General features: G+C 57.4%; 19 protein-coding genes and 1 tRNA gene. 9 read left to right on the top strand and 11 right to left on the bottom strand.

The window, feature by feature from the left end; translation table 11 throughout:
* Positions 1-52 precede the first annotated feature (52 nt).
* Positions 53-1,132, bottom strand: coding sequence for a transcription initiation factor IIB family protein (locus NDI85_RS20855; protein ID WP_310916887.1), 1,080 nt, complete (start codon positions 1,130-1,132; stop codon positions 53-55).
* Between the two features lie 299 nt (positions 1,133-1,431).
* Entirely contained in the window at positions 1,432-1,554 is a 123-nt protein-coding gene (locus tag NDI85_RS20850; protein ID WP_310916886.1) for a hypothetical protein, read from the bottom strand.
* Positions 1,555-1,673: 119 nt separating this feature from the next.
* Between NDI85_RS20850 and NDI85_RS20845 the strand changes: the two genes are divergently transcribed.
* Positions 1,674-2,234 (top strand): hypothetical protein, encoded by a 561-nt coding sequence (locus NDI85_RS20845; RefSeq protein WP_310916885.1) that lies wholly within the window; start codon positions 1,674-1,676, stop codon positions 2,232-2,234.
* A gap of 124 nt (positions 2,235-2,358) precedes the next feature.
* Here NDI85_RS20845 and NDI85_RS20840 read toward each other — a convergent pair whose 3' ends face one another.
* Both NDI85_RS20840 and NDI85_RS20835 read right to left on the bottom strand, forming a co-directional pair.
* Positions 2,359-2,688, bottom strand: coding sequence for a hypothetical protein (locus NDI85_RS20840; RefSeq protein WP_310916884.1), 330 nt, complete (start codon positions 2,686-2,688; stop codon positions 2,359-2,361).
* Between the two features lie 2 nt (positions 2,689-2,690).
* Positions 2,691-3,080, bottom strand: coding sequence for a hypothetical protein (locus tag NDI85_RS20835; RefSeq protein WP_396275607.1), 390 nt, complete (start codon positions 3,078-3,080; stop codon positions 2,691-2,693).
* Between the two features lie 774 nt (positions 3,081-3,854).
* Here NDI85_RS20835 and NDI85_RS20830 point away from each other — a divergent pair.
* Entirely contained in the window at positions 3,855-4,169 is a 315-nt protein-coding gene (locus NDI85_RS20830; protein WP_135806802.1) for a hypothetical protein, read from the top strand.
* A gap of 150 nt (positions 4,170-4,319) precedes the next feature.
* The gene (locus NDI85_RS20825; protein WP_310916882.1) at positions 4,320-5,288 is read left to right on the top strand and encodes a hypothetical protein; all 969 of its coding nucleotides are present in this window, start codon (positions 4,320-4,322) and stop codon (positions 5,286-5,288) included.
* 265 nt (positions 5,289-5,553) lie between these two features.
* Here the strand turns inward: NDI85_RS20825 and NDI85_RS20820 are convergent, their stop codons facing one another.
* From NDI85_RS20820 to NDI85_RS20805, 5 genes are all read right to left on the bottom strand, one after another.
* A complete protein-coding gene (locus tag NDI85_RS20820) occupies positions 5,554-6,276 on the bottom strand; it encodes a hypothetical protein (RefSeq protein ID WP_310916881.1) in 723 nt (240 codons plus the stop codon).
* A 65-nt stretch (positions 6,277-6,341) separates the two neighbouring features.
* Entirely contained in the window at positions 6,342-7,298 is a 957-nt protein-coding gene (locus tag NDI85_RS20815; RefSeq protein WP_310916880.1) for a hypothetical protein, read from the bottom strand.
* Between the two features lie 467 nt (positions 7,299-7,765).
* Entirely contained in the window at positions 7,766-8,137 is a 372-nt protein-coding gene (locus tag NDI85_RS22420) for a hypothetical protein (protein WP_396275606.1), read from the bottom strand.
* A 147-nt stretch (positions 8,138-8,284) separates the two neighbouring features.
* Positions 8,285-8,518 carry an SWIM zinc finger family protein gene (locus NDI85_RS22415; RefSeq protein WP_396275605.1) on the bottom strand — a complete coding sequence of 78 codons (234 nt, stop codon included), beginning with the start codon at positions 8,516-8,518 and terminating at the stop codon, positions 8,285-8,287.
* 275 nt (positions 8,519-8,793) lie between these two features.
* Entirely contained in the window at positions 8,794-8,955 is a 162-nt protein-coding gene (locus NDI85_RS20805) for a hypothetical protein (RefSeq protein WP_310916878.1), read from the bottom strand.
* Positions 8,956-9,483: 528 nt separating this feature from the next.
* Between NDI85_RS20805 and NDI85_RS20800 the strand changes: the two genes are divergently transcribed.
* From NDI85_RS20800 to NDI85_RS20785, 4 genes are all read left to right on the top strand, one after another.
* Positions 9,484-9,969: a hypothetical protein gene (locus NDI85_RS20800; protein ID WP_310916877.1), complete on the top strand. Its 486-nt coding sequence runs from the start codon at positions 9,484-9,486 to the stop codon at positions 9,967-9,969.
* Positions 9,970-10,098: 129 nt separating this feature from the next.
* Positions 10,099-10,494, top strand: coding sequence for a hypothetical protein (locus NDI85_RS20795; protein ID WP_310916876.1), 396 nt, complete (start codon positions 10,099-10,101; stop codon positions 10,492-10,494).
* Positions 10,495-10,496: 2 nt separating this feature from the next.
* Positions 10,497-11,057, top strand: a complete 561-nt coding sequence (locus NDI85_RS20790) for a hypothetical protein (protein WP_310916875.1) — start codon at positions 10,497-10,499, stop codon at positions 11,055-11,057.
* A 72-nt stretch (positions 11,058-11,129) separates the two neighbouring features.
* On the top strand, positions 11,130-11,852 hold the full coding sequence (locus NDI85_RS20785) for a site-specific integrase (protein ID WP_310916873.1): 723 nt from the start codon (positions 11,130-11,132) through the stop codon (positions 11,850-11,852).
* 220 nt (positions 11,853-12,072) lie between these two features.
* Here the strand turns inward: NDI85_RS20785 and NDI85_RS20780 are convergent, their stop codons facing one another.
* A complete protein-coding gene (locus NDI85_RS20780) occupies positions 12,073-12,423 on the bottom strand; it encodes a type II toxin-antitoxin system PemK/MazF family toxin (RefSeq protein WP_310916872.1) in 351 nt (116 codons plus the stop codon).
* Entirely contained in the window at positions 12,420-12,797 is a 378-nt protein-coding gene (locus NDI85_RS20775) for a helix-turn-helix domain-containing protein (protein ID WP_251331570.1), read from the bottom strand. Before NDI85_RS20775 ends, NDI85_RS20780 begins: the two co-directional genes overlap by 4 nt.
* Positions 12,798-13,017: 220 nt before the next feature.
* Here NDI85_RS20775 and NDI85_RS20770 point away from each other — a divergent pair, with 220 nt between their 5' ends.
* Together NDI85_RS20770 and NDI85_RS20765 are read left to right on the top strand one after the other, a co-directional pair.
* Positions 13,018-13,530, top strand: coding sequence for a hypothetical protein (locus NDI85_RS20770; protein ID WP_310916871.1), 513 nt, complete (start codon positions 13,018-13,020; stop codon positions 13,528-13,530).
* 805 nt (positions 13,531-14,335) lie between these two features.
* Positions 14,336-14,411 (top strand) — tRNA-Gln (locus tag NDI85_RS20765).
* The last annotated feature ends 22 nt before the right edge of the window (positions 14,412-14,433 follow it).

The raw sequence follows: 14,433 nt of genomic DNA, 5'->3' as shown, positions 1-14,433 counted from the left end.
CGGAGGGGCGTCCACGGGCGGTGGTCACCAATAAAACGAGGGAGCGCCCCGCTCAGCGCAGGGTGTCCCGTTCCGCCTCGAGCCCGACACCCGGGTCGTTCGTACCGTGTTCGGCTTCGTAGGCGTCGACGAGCTCCCGACTGTACCGCGCGATCCGGTTTCGGGACGTCGGCACAATCGTGCTCGCCGCCACAGCGACCTGCTCCTGGGTGAGATGCTTGCGCGAGAGCAAGCGATCCGCCGCGTACAGCGCCGACGCCGCGACGGTGCACCGTGGCGTTCCCGGCCCGACCGGCACCTGGTCGCCGAGTTTCATCAGGTGTTGAGCCAGCCGCCACGTCCGCACGGCTCGCGCCCCGGGGATAGCGTCGTCATCGAGCGCGTCGACGACCTCCATCACGGCGTTGGGTCTGATGAGCGGCGCGTCGAACCCGCATTCGCACCGTATCTTCCGCGCCGCAGCGCACACCCGCTCGTGGGGCGCTTTGGTGTGCGTCGCGACCGCGATATCGATCTCGTCCCGGTCGACCGATGAGGCCCGCGCGGCCAGGAGGACGGCGCCGCCGGCGAGTGCCTCCCAGGCCATCCGCCCGCCCGGCAGCCGCGCTTCCGAGGCGCTCCGGAGGAACTGTGCCGCCATCTTGACGACGTGGTCCGGCAAGCTCAGGTTGCCGCCGATCATCTCGACATCCCGCAGCCCCTCGTTGAGCCGCTTCGTTCGCTTGCGCTTCTCGCCGAACTGCATCCGCTTGTGCCACTTCCGGAGGCGCTGGACCTTCTCCCACTGCTCGTTGCTCAGGGGATTACCCCGACCGTCTGTGTTCCTCCCAATCTTCGTGTGCAGGCCCTTGTCCGTTCGCAGCGGGTCCACCGTCTCGATGCTCTGGTCGGCGTCTCCGACCAGGCCCAGGTCGTTCAGCGTCGGGCTCAGGTCGACCCACTCGTCGGCGACAATCAGCCCACAGTCCGTGCAGAACGACTGCTCGTCTTCGGTGATCACCTGGCCCTCACACTCCGGACAGGCCGACCGCCCCGACGGTTCGTGTTCGACCGTCGGCTCGTGACCGCGTTCCTCGGTGGTCGTACTCTGTACGTCCGAAACCGTCTTTTCGCTCGCGTTGTTACTCGTCATTGCAGTATCCCGAAGGCGCTCACCACAGCGCCCGACTCCCCGTGTTCCAGCACGGGGTTTCCTCGACGTCACGACCGACAGAGCCGTCTGCGCGCTCTCGCTCGCGCCTTCGCGAGCGCCCTCCTGGGCGCGAGCGAGAGCGCGCCCGCACGGAGGGACACAACCAGCGCCGCGCGCCGACCCGCCCGGAGCGAGCGGCCAGCGGAGAAAGCGTGGGGGGTGAGCAGCGACGCCGCGCAGCCCCCGCGCTTTCCCGCTGGCGTCGAGGGCACATTCACTTTAGCCCGGCAGTCCGCCCGCTACTGCAGGCAGACCGCCCGGAATGGTCGGTCGCGAGCGACGCGGAGGGCGGCAGCGGCGAGCGGCGCGAGCCGTTCGAGACACACCGGACAGCCGAGATCGTCGATGAGGAACCAGGCCACTACCTGGCGGACTCAGAAAGGGCGAGGCCGCCTCGGTCGTCCCCCGACCCCGCAAGCACCGCAGGGACGAGGCGCGCAGGGGCGGTCGCGGGGCGTCGAGCGGCCGAGGGCTTTCGACGATGATGCTTTACAATTGCGGGCTGGCTATCGGCACCCGAATGTCTGGCCTGTATGATGCGATTATGTCGTGGGCTGCGGACAGTGAGTACATCGATCCCGAACACGTCTGGCCGCTCGGGATTGGCTCCATCGTCGTCCTCGTTGCGCTCGTCGATGTCCGGCCCCTGGACCAACTTCTGGCGTCGCTTGACGGATTCACGCAGCTACGACAGTTGCTGGTGATGGCACTGAAAGGGGTTGCCGCCGGGATGATTACACACTTCGCCTACAGTACGAGCGACATCTCGTTCCGGAGTCGGCAGACACTCCAGAGCAAGGAACGGGCGCTCCTGATCATTCTCGGCGTCGGTGTCGGCGCTGGCCTCCTGATTGACGTCGTCATTCCCCAGCTGGTGGAGCCCTTCCCGTTCGTCGTTGTCCAGACTACCGGCCTCCTGCTCGTAGTCGGTATGTGGTACCTGCATCTGCTGATCGAGAATTGGAAACTGTCGAACGAGTGGCCCCACGTACTGAGTGGGCTGCTCATTGCCTTCGGCCCCTATGTCCCATACCTGTTGTAGGACAGAAACAGGAAATATTGCGGTAGGTGGCCGTGTTCGGGGACTATAGGAATTACTACAGGCTTCGCTAACAACCAACGCCACTGTCAGAAGGATACCCCGGACGCTGCGGCAGGAATCAATCTCAATCGTCCTCTCGCGCGTTCAGCTCTGCAAGAAATTGGCCGGCCGCCGTCCCGATTCGAACGCCGTCGATGTTGTCGACGTCGAGGTCCGCCGTCGCAGTGCGAAACGGATACTCCTCTACGAGAATCCGATGGATAATGGTCCGGACGGTCTCCGAGTCATATCTGTCGACGAGAGTCGCCATCGCTTCGTCCAGGTGGGCGTCTTGATGATCCGCTCGTGGGTTCTCTGCTCGCTCGAGGACGAGGTCGATGACGTCATCAACCGATGGATGCTCGGGGTTCCCGGTGCGCTCACGAACGTCATAGAGGGGCTCAGAGTCGGCCATCACTACTCCTCCGTCGCGTTCTCGTTCGTGTCTTCCGCCGCTGGCTCCAGCCGTCGCTGTCGACGAACCTCCGCAAGCGTGTCCTCCAGCGTCCCGAGAGCCTCGATGGCTTCGAGTTCATCGGTAATCTCTTCCAGAAGGCGGGCTCGCTCGATTGCGTCTGCATCGCCGGCGGTCGTCTCGATTGCCTCCACGCGGAGCCGGCGCTCCTCTTGCCACCCACAGTCCCAGCACGTCCGGACGACGTCGAGACGCTCGTCTTCAGCAGCATCGAGAACCGCGTCGGACAGTGACGTCGACGGCGGTCGGTCCGGCCCGACCTCGAGCGTGACCGGGCCACCGCACGCAGGACAGTCCATATCCGACAGGATGCGCGCCGCGGTCATCAACATCAGGGGCCCATGAGACGGACTCACAAATAGTGCCGTCAAGGCGGCGAACCCGATACCTCCGGCTGGTCGTTGGAACGACAATCGCCCCGGTGACTCAGTACACCAGACTGTTCTTTCAAATTGATACATTCCGAAAGTCAGGACTCCACAGATGGCCCCTCGGCCGGAGAGAGCCGGAGGCCTTCGCACATTGCATATCGCCTCTTTCTTTGGACGAATTCCGCGATATGCAGGGCGGAATAACGCACTCAAATCGCAGAAGAACCCCGTCGGGCCGATTTGAGCCGATAGAAAATACCTCGACGAGCTGCCGCCTCACCACTATTTCGCTAAAATTGCTCGACTACGGGATAAACGGGGCAAATTCGGGGAGTACCGATGAGAGCCACGAACGACTCTGTGTCAAGAACGCCTCGCTGGATGGCCGCGCGCCCCTGGAGATGGCGAAAGAAATCCCCGATTCTCGCGAATTCGGGACGTTGAACCCACTCAAAATTGCCCGACGAGGTTTCAGTATAAGCTCGACAGTACGACAGCCATCCTCTCAATATCCTGAGAGTTCGGCCTGTTCACAGCCCGTACTCGACAGTAGACACGTTCGGAGTATTAACCAACAATCCGAATCAAAACCAGAGCCTGTTGGTTAATAATCTACCCCCTCCACTGTTTCCGGAGCTTTGTCCGGGCGTGATGTGCGGTGAAGTAGCACCAGGAACTGCCTGATACGGTCAGTCCACCGATAATCCTTAGGGGCGGCGCGTGCTATCGAAGCACATGTTCGATCTCTTCGGCGACGACGGCCACGACGACCGTGTGGAGGCCCAAGCAGATCTGTTCAATACACTCGGTTATTCAGATGTGCGGGCGGATCACACATCGGACTACCCTGATCCCGAGCAACGAAACGGACGAGTACCCGATGTAACAGCTGATAGCCCGTTTGGCCGTGACCCCGTAGTCGAGATAGATAGCGGTACGACGACCTCCAAACGCGATCAACGCCAACTAGATGATCTTGAGTCTGGGATTGGTCCAGATGAGCGCTTGGTCCAAATCGACGATGATGATCAACTGTTCGGCGGTTGGTAGGCCGTTCTAAATACGCATAAGAGCGTCAAACGGGCGGACTTTCTTAGAAGCTATCGACCGGGAGAGCGGCTCAGTTTCTCTGGGTGAATGCCGCAAGATGAGTTTCAAGACGACAGCACAATTAGATGAGTGTAACCGAGGGCACAACGAATGGATCACGCACCGCCAGAAGCTCGAAGGCGAGCTGACGACGTCCTCGAGGACTGGTCCCCGCCGGCGCTCGATATTCTCTGGGCGATCGCGCAGTGGTACAACGGCGCCGTGCTGGAGCGAGACAACCAGCGTTATCACATCGGATGGCATCGTCCGCCGGACCTCCAGACGCTCCTCGGCTGTTCCGACGTGGAGTGGGAGCAACAATACGAAGCTGCGTTCACCGACCTCCAGGCTCCCACGACGGCGCCGCCGCTCGTCGACGACCGGCACAGCGGCCAGAGTGAGGAGTCACAGCCGTGGCTCACGGAGCAGTACATCCTCCGGCGCAAGGTTCGATGGACACCGACTCGGAGCGCTCGAACCGCGATGGACACGCTCTTCGCCGGCCTGTTTGATGACGACGAGCTTCCACAGCACCAGCTCAAGCCCGACACTGGGCTCGTCGGTGATTGGGACGAATCGCTTCTCCACCGCACCGGCGTCGCCGTCGTCTCCGCAATCTGGCGCCAGCAGGGCCGCTCCGTCGAGCTGTATCCCGGTGAACAGGGGCAGGCTCAGCCGGACGTCCGGAGTACAGCACTCGACGGGGCTACCTGGGAAGCCGAGGTGCTGACTGACCACCACGACCGGGCTATGCCTCGCACGAAGTTCGCGACCTTCGCCGAACAGCCGGAGCGCCAGCACCTCTGGATCTTCGAGAACAGAGAAACTGCTTTTGAGACGCTGAACCGCCTCCACGAGGCCGACGACGTCGACTGCCGGATCGCGAACGCGCCGTTCGATACGCCAGAAAACTACAGCATCCAGGTCGGCAACCGCTACCTCGATCAGAGCCACACCGACGCCGACTACCACTGTCCCGGCATCGACCGGATCGACACGATCACCGGCTGGTACGGCCGCCACTACGACGACGCCGCTCGCACCCACCTCGCGACATCGACATCCACCACCCACTCCTGATACCTTTCACTTCTCGAACATACCTCACCTAGACACCTCTCTCGCAGAATAACCAACCCTCACTACCCCTAATAATCGCGGAGATTTACAGAGGTGAGAGCCACCGGTTCGAGAGTGTTTCAGTACCCAGAACCTGCAGAATAGTCCTGAAATACCTGTGTAAATGCCCACTCTCAGATCGGGACTAATTTACGGAGGTTCAAATCCGGAGTGGTAAAAATACTAGAATATACCCTGACGGATCGCACAAATTGCTGCGTTGGATCTATGGCTCAAACGTATATTCAACCGTATCATAGGTATTCAAGTCAAGCCCATACTCACTGAAATCGACTGACGGGTAAGACTCTTCCAGAGAGACGAAACACGTTGAACAAATAGCATTCCCCAATTTGTACGCAATACCCTCCTGAACAAGTTCTACAGACGTTCTAGCATCTTCGTAATCACCGAGATGGTCAGTTAGTCTGGTCATTTCCCAAGGGAGATAATACGAGTCACGTCGGTTAGCGTCTTCACAGAAAGAGCAGGGCGCAGTTCCTGGATGGTGATGATGACCCTCATAATCACCGTCAGTAACAGTGTCCCAGATGTCTTCCTTGAACTCTTCTGGGCTGCGATCATACTTCGCTTGGACAGTCTCCTCAGAGGCTTCTATGTTACATCCATGGAGGAATCGCTCTTTGTTGGTTAGATCGATTTTTGCTTGGATCGGACAGTTAGTACCTGTAATCTTGCAATGCCAACTATCGATAGGAACTTCAACTCGTCCGAATTGGCAGGTCACCCAGTCACCACCGCTGGCGAACTCATCCACGTAATGTATCCCCGTGTCTGCTATGTACTGTTCAATCGTGTTCTCGATTTCTTCATCCAATAGTTCGGCGTCGTCGATATCAAGAACTAATTGAGGCCCAGATCGCTCGAGCCAATGTGTTTTGACCTCGCTATGTGTGTGCTCAACGAGGATCTCACCGCTGAATTTCATACTCAGTCACTCAAGGCCGCGACGTACAATCTTACCGGCTTTTTGAATCGGGATCCGGAGAGCTCTCAAAGCCTACCAGGTTCTGACTGGGGATCGTGGTAATCGTCGACAAGCTCGAGTGCCTGTTCGATAGTTCGCTCGTCGTACAGCGTATCCTCTGAAACAAGACGCACCCACCTGGCCCGATGTCGATCCGATTGTCGAACCAGCTGTTCCATCTGTTCGCCATCACCACCAGTCCAATACGCAAGCTGGCTGCAGAACGCGACGTCAGCCTCTGTTTGACTCGCATACCCTGCACTACTGCCAGTCCATAACCGCCGGAAGACGTCACCAGCGGGCCCGTACTGTGCCCGTTCGATGACGGTGGTATCACTCAAATCAACGTCGACACCAGACTCTGATGGTAGTCCACCGAATTCCTGAATATCGACGGCAGACAGCGTGGCTGCAGCTTCGGCTGGGTCGGTAGCTCCTTTCCACGCCTTGTAGACGGCCCGGAGTGCCGCCGTCCGCTCGGTAATCGTCGCCGATGTCGACGACAACTGCTCGCCCGTGATTGGGATATGGAACTCCGCATCACAGATATTGATCGGCCTGGAGGTCCAACTCGGTGGCTGCCCCGCAACGATAATCCGAATGCTTTGGCCGCCAGATACAATTTCGGTGTAGGAATCAAGCGTCTCAATCACCGTCTGGGCCCAGTCATCGAGATCGCCCGTCTTTGGGTCGCGACAGCTGCCGAGTACGACGCCAGTGAATGGGTCCTCACGAGTCGGGTAGAAAGCGAGTCCGTTGACATCCATCTCGGAAGTCGTTGCCGCGGTGTATGCATCCTCAAAACTTCCCCAGGTCATTTCATCATCAAAGGTTGCGCGCTCGCCAGTGGCCGGATCGATCGGTGTAAGCCAAATTCCGTCTGCTGAGTCATCAGTGTCAACTGCACGCCAGCAGACCCACTGCTCGCGTTTGCGAAGCGCCTCGGGAACTGTCTCCCAATCGGGAATGTGTTCATTGAGCATCGGTATGACCCCCCTCTTGATGGCCGGGACGCCTCGTCTTGTCCGAACTGGGCCACAGTCCTGTAGAGCGTCGATACCTGGAGGGCGACATTAGTGAGTAACAGGACCGCATGGAACTTGTACTCTCTGGGGGCGGAGAAGTCTCACACTCGATCATAATCGGGATAACTCCGTCTACTAGCGGACCGAATTCCAATTGTGAAATCCAGTTTTAGTGCCTTATTCGTAGAGTATCTCCGAAATCAGGGGGTGAATCGGAGCTAGGAAAACTGACGAGGAGCTGACTGAATTGATTATCCGAGAGCGACCGTTACAATATCTTGATACAATTCGTTTGATTCTAAGAGATCTGTATCCAGAAATATCGGGGTAAAATCGCTTACTCGGACTTATTTCGGTGTTTCAGGATATGTCTGTTGCGTATAAGACAATAGTAATACAGAGAATAGGGTGGAAAACCATTAAGTTCAGACAGAACCTCTGTTAGAGTAGGCCGTTGGGAATGCGACGTCGTCCGGTGAGAGCCCGCTCAGAGTGCCGTGGACGCCTACTTCTCGAACAGAACCCGGACTCACGCCGAGGAACTGCCACCCGTAGTGATCGAGAACCCACCACACTACACAATGAGTACCAGCGATTCCGACGACACTGACCGACTCGAACAGTATATCCGCGACGAGAAGGGCCATCTCGACAGTTGCGAGAGCATGATCGCGCTCGCGAATTGGCTCTACGCGAACGAGTATTTCGAGACCAATGACCGCGTGGTCCCCACGAGCGATCTCAAAGAGATCCTCGGCGACCGGCTTGAATACGGCGTGGACACACTCCTTGACCATCTCGAAGATATCAACGTCGTTGACGAAGTCTCACAAGGGGGCGGTCGGTTCATTCTACATGAGCGGACTGGACGGGCGTTCTTCGACCCGAACAACAGAGAGATGCTGCCACTCCTCGACGAAGAGATCTCGCGGTTCCTCGAGGACCTACATGAGCAAGAAAGCCAAGCGCTGGACTCCGAAGACGCCGGCGACGACGAGACTCAGTCGGTCGCTGACGGCGGAGAACCCGAAGATGTCGAGCCAGATGAGACCGACGAGACGGAGGCTGGCGGCGAGGAGGACCCCGAGGATATGCCGACAACGCTTCGTGCCGTCGCCGCAGCTGCAGTAGACGTCGAGGTATCGCTCGAAGACGCGCTCACGAACCCCACGGATCATATCGTGCGGATCGTCCGATTCGACGATGTGGTTACGGCAGTCATCGAGAGCGACGACGTGAGCCGCGGGCGTACGTACGAGCCGATGGGGTGGCGTAACGCTGCCAACAAGTGGGTGCTGACGAAGACAGCGAAAGCTCGGAAAGAGAACGAATCGTTGACCGGTTAGGGTGCAAACTGAGACCGCGCAATTCGAAAAGCAGGAGTTGAACGCTGAGCTTGGTGGTCGGGAATTGAGTTCCAGCAATAGAACCCAATCCTAATCACCAAGTAGTTTCAGAACTGCCGCGTCAGGTTTGCTACGTTGTACAGGGCCCAGGCACCAACACCGAGCACGAGTAGCATCATCCCGAGATCCGGCCGGACACTCGCGAAGATGAACATCGCGCCGATGATGATGAGTAGCTGGATTCCTGAATCGGGTCGAATCGTCGCCATATTTTCACCTCCGTTGTGGCACTGAGATGGCGACGAGCAGAATTCCCGAAATGCCTGAGCCACAAACACTTTGGGCTCGACAACATACGGGGCACTACGGGCACTGCCCGTCAGCCGAGTAATTGATTCCACGACTCGGGCACGCCAACCAGCCGAGACCACCCTACCAAAGATGTCCTCGGCTGGCTGAGCAGCCCAGTCGGGGACCGTTTCCCCAACCAGAGCCAAGCAAGGGTGAGATATGCTTGGCGCGATTGTCATGCCGTGATTATCCATACACAAGCATGTCACTAAAACGTACTGTCCCGGTTGTCCGGACTCCACCTACGGTCAAGTAAGATCCCCCAAAGTAGTATTACGGTTGACTATGAATCACCTATAGTCAACCAAGAACAGGGGTGAATGACGATTTCCATCGACCCACCACCATCCAGACCGAAGGTAACCGATGACGAATTAGAGCGCGCTGTAGCGCACTGTTGTCGGACGCAGAAGCCCCCAGTAGCTAAGACAAAAGATGTAGCTGATGTGGAATTCATCGACGTCAAGCCACAAACGGTCAAGAGGCGTTTAGATCGCCTCGAAGAAGAAGGAAGAGTGAGTAGCCTCAAAGTTTCACGAGGTCGTGTCTGGTGGATCCCACAGAACGAAGGCGACGAAGAGAGCGATAACGATTCCTCGTCGATCTACTGGGCCGGTATCGATCCTGAAGAGATTCCTACGTCGATGATCAAAGCTCACCCTGATTACCCCGACCCTGATCGGTGGGAGAAGCTTCGAGATAGAGGGGAGAATATGGCCCGAGATGCTGCGATTCCAGCAGCTGTTGGTTTTGCAATTCTCCTACTCAGGAGCGTGGAATTGCCGTTCATCTCTATCGGTCAAGACATCTACACAATTGCTGTACTCCTGTTTATTGGCGGAGTGTTGTTTGTTCTGGTAGGCTTTGTTTTTGGTCTGATCAGCAATTTGGGACGTCGCTTCGAAGTGGCAGATATTGAGATAGACTTCTAAGATGGGTCCGCCTCACTCAGTGGGTTGAGTGAGCAGCTATCTCATCGAAGGTCCATCGCTATCGTGATTTTTGGACTCGTTCGAGCCGGACGACGAAACTAAGTATGTGTAGACTCTACACATCGATTGATGGCCGAAGAGAAAACACGGGTCGATTTCAATGCCCCAAAGTCCCTCGTCGAGCGCGCCGACAGCGTCGTTGAGATCCTCGATACCTCCCGGACTCGTCTTCTCATCGACGCTCTTGAGGACGAACTCGAAGCACTCGCAAACGACAAGGAGTTCCGCCGGCGGCTTAGCGACGCCTACTACGACGGGCGCGTCGACTACGACACGGTCGAAGCAATCCTCGGGCGCGAAGAAGCAATGCGAATGAAACTCCTCCGGGAGTCGATCGACCGGACACCCGCCATCCCCCAGCTTGAGGACGACCTCCCCAGCGACGAAGCGTTCTACGACGGCGAGGTTGCCGAATGGACGGACTCGAGTTCGTCTGAGTCGTCAGATGACGAGTCCCACGCTTGACGATGTCGGAGAAAGCGGTTGCTGTCGTTGATACCAACGTCTTGTTGAATCTCGCCACCCCCGTCGTCGACGGCCGTCCGCAAGCCCCCTCCGGTGCGGATCCGCTCAAAGCACTACTCAGCGGGTACGATGTCCAGATACCTGCGAGCGTGTTGGGAGAGCTCACCGATGCAACTGGGAGCGATGATCTCCTGGCTGCAGCTGCCGACCTCGTGCTTCAGGCAGCACATCATCTAACGGCACACGATATCGACGCACAGATCGACGAACCGCTCGACTATGGGCTCGATCGTGGGGAATCCGAATGCATCTGGCTGGCTAACGAATTGGAGGCGGATCTCTTCATCACGGACGAGTTCAATACAACCAACTACCTGTTCGTCAACCTCGCGCTCGACGATCGGAATATCCTCTTCACGACACCACACATCCTCTGCACGTTCGCAACGCATGAGATTCTACCTGTAGAATACGTTGAGGCCGTGCTCACCTACTACGTCGAAACCAAAGGCTGGGATACACACTATGTCTCCCAGCTACGGAAACAATATCTGAAAGAGTGACTCCCTCGTTGGGAATGGATGGATGCTTCTCCTGTCGTCATCCCATAGAGCGCTCACTTTCCGACTTTGTTAATGGAGTCGGAAACTCAAAGTGGCTGGCGGGCGTTCTCGCGGGTAACTGTATATAAACCGATGTCCACCGATACGAATTCGGAAACTCAGCCGAACGAACAGGCCGATGTCTGGCTCACGCCCGACCAGGTCGACGCGATGCGTGATGTAGCGATCGATACCGGGGCGAAGTACCTCCGACAGCGCAACGAAGCTATCATCACGTTGCTCGCGGATACCGGGCTCCGTAACGAGGAGCTCACGCAGCTGACGGTCGAGATGTACCTACGTGACCAGGGAGAACTCTATCTCCCGAAAGAGATCCAGAAATCGAGTCACAACGGCCGCTCTGATTGGCCACGGTCTCACCACCTCGAGCTCGACGTCGACGGAACGCTGGGCACACAGCGCTCTTTGAACAGTTACCTCGACAATCGATGGAAGGAGAGTCCCTATCTGTTCCCGAGCCGCCAGAAAGAGCAGATCACGACGCGGTCAGTTCGGAATCTCGTCAAACGGGCTGCGGTCGAAGCCGACGTTCGTCCCTACAAATACGAGGATGGGAACTTCGGTCGTGGGGATCCAGAGGACGTCCATCCTCACGTCCTGCGTCATAGTCTCGCCTATCGACTCTTGCACGAGCGCGATAACGATCGGTTCGACATCTACTTTGTCCGGAATCGGTTGCGCCACGCCTCTCTCCAGACGACGCTCCGAGAGTACGATCACTTCCGCACAATCTAAGCAACCTCTCTCAGGAAGTGTACGGCGCTAACTCCTGACTACCCCGTTTTTATCCATATAGAGAATCCTATAGCAAATATTATAGAATATCATATAGAAGCATAGGAAGGCTGATTGGCTAGAAACGGAGGTAAGAAGACGTCGTCAGAGCTCAGGACCCAATCACCCGAAGCAATCGATATAGCGCATATCGATATATGATTAGCAACTACATCAGGTGCTACCGGAGCTCCTTAACAAGCGCTGTGGCGGCTACATCGACTAGCTCAGCATCAAGACGTCCTTGCCAGAAATCGATATCATCACGATTGACTGATTGAACGCCCCAAAGAACAATTCTGCTGTCATCCGGCATTCCACCGCGAATCCAACTCTCCTCGGGGATCTCGATGAGGTCATTCAGCCACGATTTAGTGGTCAGTGTCAGCGCGATATACTGATCGCCGTGGAATGGACGGCCCTCGTGGTTCGAGAGGATCAGCCACGGACGAGCCTCTTCTTCACCCTTGAATGGATCGTCACCATACACGACATCCCCTCGTTCGAAGATTGGTTGGGATGTGTCGCTCACTGGTCGTCCTCAGTATCGACGCTTGGATGCGCCTTCTCGGGCGCGTGTTCACGCCAAGCGTCCTTGTCCTCCGGTCCGAGCTGTTCGTTAAAGAGGGCAGTCGCCCGCTCATACCCGCTATATCCCTCGAGGCGTTCTTCGTCGTCCGTCACTGCCCAGTACGTTGCTTTGTGCTCGACCAGCACACGATCCTTCAACCGAGAGAGTGCCGTACTAACCGCGCCTTCGTCAAGACCGGTCTGAGACGCAATCTCGCGGGCCTTGAACGCATAGTCGTCGTTTGCTATGAGGAAGCCGAGGACCTGATCAGGAACCGAAAGATCGGCGAGCTCGTCCTCGCTCGTGTTCTCGAATGTGTCTCGGTCGATGGACATCGTTGAAAATAGGTACGTCGTCTGCTGTAAAGAGTGTTAGGTATGAAAGTCGTGAAATTTTTGAAGGTGAATCACTGTCAATCGCGAAGACCGTATGCATCGGAACAGGCAGTCTCACCTACTGTCTCTCCGGGAGAACTCCTCGGCGTCCGCGTCGCCATCACTGAATTCGAGTGCGTTCGCTCCCTCTATCTCAATCGAGAATCGAGTCGAACAGGCGATGATGGTGGTCAAGCCACTCGATCTCGTGGTACGTCACGTCGTTCTGAATGTCGTATTCAAGCGGGAGTGGATCCGAACGGTGGGTCGTGAACGTGAGGTTGATTTCGACACAGGGGCCGTGCTCGGAGACGCATTCGAAGCCATCGTCAACGGGGTATACAACGCTAAACCAGCGAATCTGAAAGCCAAAGTGGTCACACACATCTCTGACGACTGCAGCATCGCAATAGGGCGTGTGGACCCACAGTTCCCCGCCAGCGTACGCCTGATCTTTGACGCACCAGACTGCATCGAGGGAGCGGAGAAACTCCGCAGCGCGATTGTAGTGCGCTTCAGTCAGGCGGTCCCACCAGTGGTACTCCTCGACATCGTCAACGAGGAGCTGGAGGCAATCACCACACACATCATATGCCCGTTCACCGAGAGAGACTTCGTGGAGTTTGTCGTACTGGGTGGTGTCACATGCATCGCACGGCGGGGAAGCACCACTGCACTGGCATCCGGAGGATGATCGCTGTTCTGTGTGGTTGGAACACCCGCTGTTTGCACTCCCTGGCTTCTGAGATTCGTTTGAGTCGGTATTCTCGGTCATTGGTATCTAACCGAGAACCGTCAGTCACGCCGTGTGACTGGGCTCCCGGCTAGCACCGGACCGGCGATCGGCCACTCATCTATCGCCACAGAGAGCAGGTTGGTGTAAATAGTTTCTGTGGGTCCAACCGAGAACACCGGCCAGCGTCCGGCTATCGACGACAGCCAATGCTAGGACATTAAACGTCGTGTGCAACCGTATCTTGGAGTGTGACTGCCGTGTCTGTGGGTAACACACCCTAACTAATTTTAATACAATTGCCACGATATTTCAGGCTGACGTCCGATACACCCCTCAAACCGAGAGAGTTCAACACGATGATCATCACTCGCCTCACCCCGCGGCGTGCTCGTTCTCGCTTAGCCGCGGGTCCCGTGTTCGGCGAGTGCCTACAAGATCAGCGTGCGAAGAACCCGGGCGCAAACCGCCGGATCCACGTCGACTTCGAATACGAGAGTTCGACGCAATCCGGCGACGTCCGGACACTCTCACCCGCATAACTCGGCCCCCATACGGACTACCCGTCAGGGGTCGGGGAACACGGGATTGCCGCCTGCCTGTGCCCAGTACTCGCTCAGGACACAGCCTGATGTGAGTGCGGGGTGCCAGGCTCGCGGCTGATTGGTTTCCGTTCGTTCGATACAGGAGCGAGCGGACTTCGTCCGCGCTGAGCGTACGGAAGTCGTTAGCCAACAGCCCCGCAGCGAGAGCTGCGGCTACGTCGAGCCCCGGAGTCTCCGCTGGCGAGGGACGCCGGACTTTGAATCCGGAGGTCGCCGGTTCGATTCCGGCCGGGGCGACATGCCGACGTGGTGTAATCCG

This window comes from Haloarcula sp. S1AR25-4 (genome assembly GCF_031624555.1).
Lineage (GTDB): Archaea > Halobacteriota > Halobacteria > Halobacteriales > Haloarculaceae > Haloarcula > Haloarcula pellucida.
The sequence above is the reverse complement of the archived record's forward strand: the minus strand, read 5'-3'. Positions and strand labels throughout refer to the sequence as shown.

Excerpts from the sequence above, each read along its gene's own strand:
- NDI85_RS20770 (WP_310916871.1), top strand. The coding sequence starts at position 13,018 with ATGATGGTGGTCAAGCCACTCGATCTCGTGGTACGTCACGTCGTTCTG.
- NDI85_RS20795 (WP_310916876.1), top strand. The coding sequence starts at position 10,099 with ATGGCCGAAGAGAAAACACGGGTCGATTTCAATGCCCCAAAGTCCCTC.
- NDI85_RS20830 (WP_135806802.1), top strand. The coding sequence starts at position 3,855 with ATGTTCGATCTCTTCGGCGACGACGGCCACGACGACCGTGTGGAGGCC.
- NDI85_RS22415 (WP_396275605.1), bottom strand. The coding sequence starts at position 8,518 with ATGATCCGTGGGGTTCGTGAGCGCGTCTTCGAGCGATACCTCGACGTC.
- NDI85_RS22420 (WP_396275606.1), bottom strand. The coding sequence starts at position 8,137 with ATGGTCAAGGAGTGTGTCCACGCCGTATTCAAGCCGGTCGCCGAGGAT.
- NDI85_RS20835 (WP_396275607.1), bottom strand. The coding sequence starts at position 3,080 with ATGTTGATGACCGCGGCGCGCATCCTGTCGGATATGGACTGTCCTGCG.
- NDI85_RS20805 (WP_310916878.1), bottom strand. The coding sequence starts at position 8,955 with ATGGCGACGATTCGACCCGATTCAGGAATCCAGCTACTCATCATCATC.
- NDI85_RS20840 (WP_310916884.1), bottom strand. The coding sequence starts at position 2,688 with ATGGCCGACTCTGAGCCCCTCTATGACGTTCGTGAGCGCACCGGGAAC.
- NDI85_RS20855 (WP_310916887.1), bottom strand. The coding sequence starts at position 1,132 with ATGACGAGTAACAACGCGAGCGAAAAGACGGTTTCGGACGTACAGAGT.
- NDI85_RS20815 (WP_310916880.1), bottom strand. The coding sequence starts at position 7,298 with ATGCTCAATGAACACATTCCCGATTGGGAGACAGTTCCCGAGGCGCTT.
- NDI85_RS20785 (WP_310916873.1), top strand. The coding sequence starts at position 11,130 with ATGGAGTCGGAAACTCAAAGTGGCTGGCGGGCGTTCTCGCGGGTAACT.
- NDI85_RS20820 (WP_310916881.1), bottom strand. The coding sequence starts at position 6,276 with ATGAAATTCAGCGGTGAGATCCTCGTTGAGCACACACATAGCGAGGTC.
- NDI85_RS20825 (WP_310916882.1), top strand. The coding sequence starts at position 4,320 with ATGGATCACGCACCGCCAGAAGCTCGAAGGCGAGCTGACGACGTCCTC.
- NDI85_RS20790 (WP_310916875.1), top strand. The coding sequence starts at position 10,497 with ATGTCGGAGAAAGCGGTTGCTGTCGTTGATACCAACGTCTTGTTGAAT.
- NDI85_RS20845 (WP_310916885.1), top strand. The coding sequence starts at position 1,674 with ATGATGCTTTACAATTGCGGGCTGGCTATCGGCACCCGAATGTCTGGC.
- NDI85_RS20775 (WP_251331570.1), bottom strand. The coding sequence starts at position 12,797 with ATGTCCATCGACCGAGACACATTCGAGAACACGAGCGAGGACGAGCTC.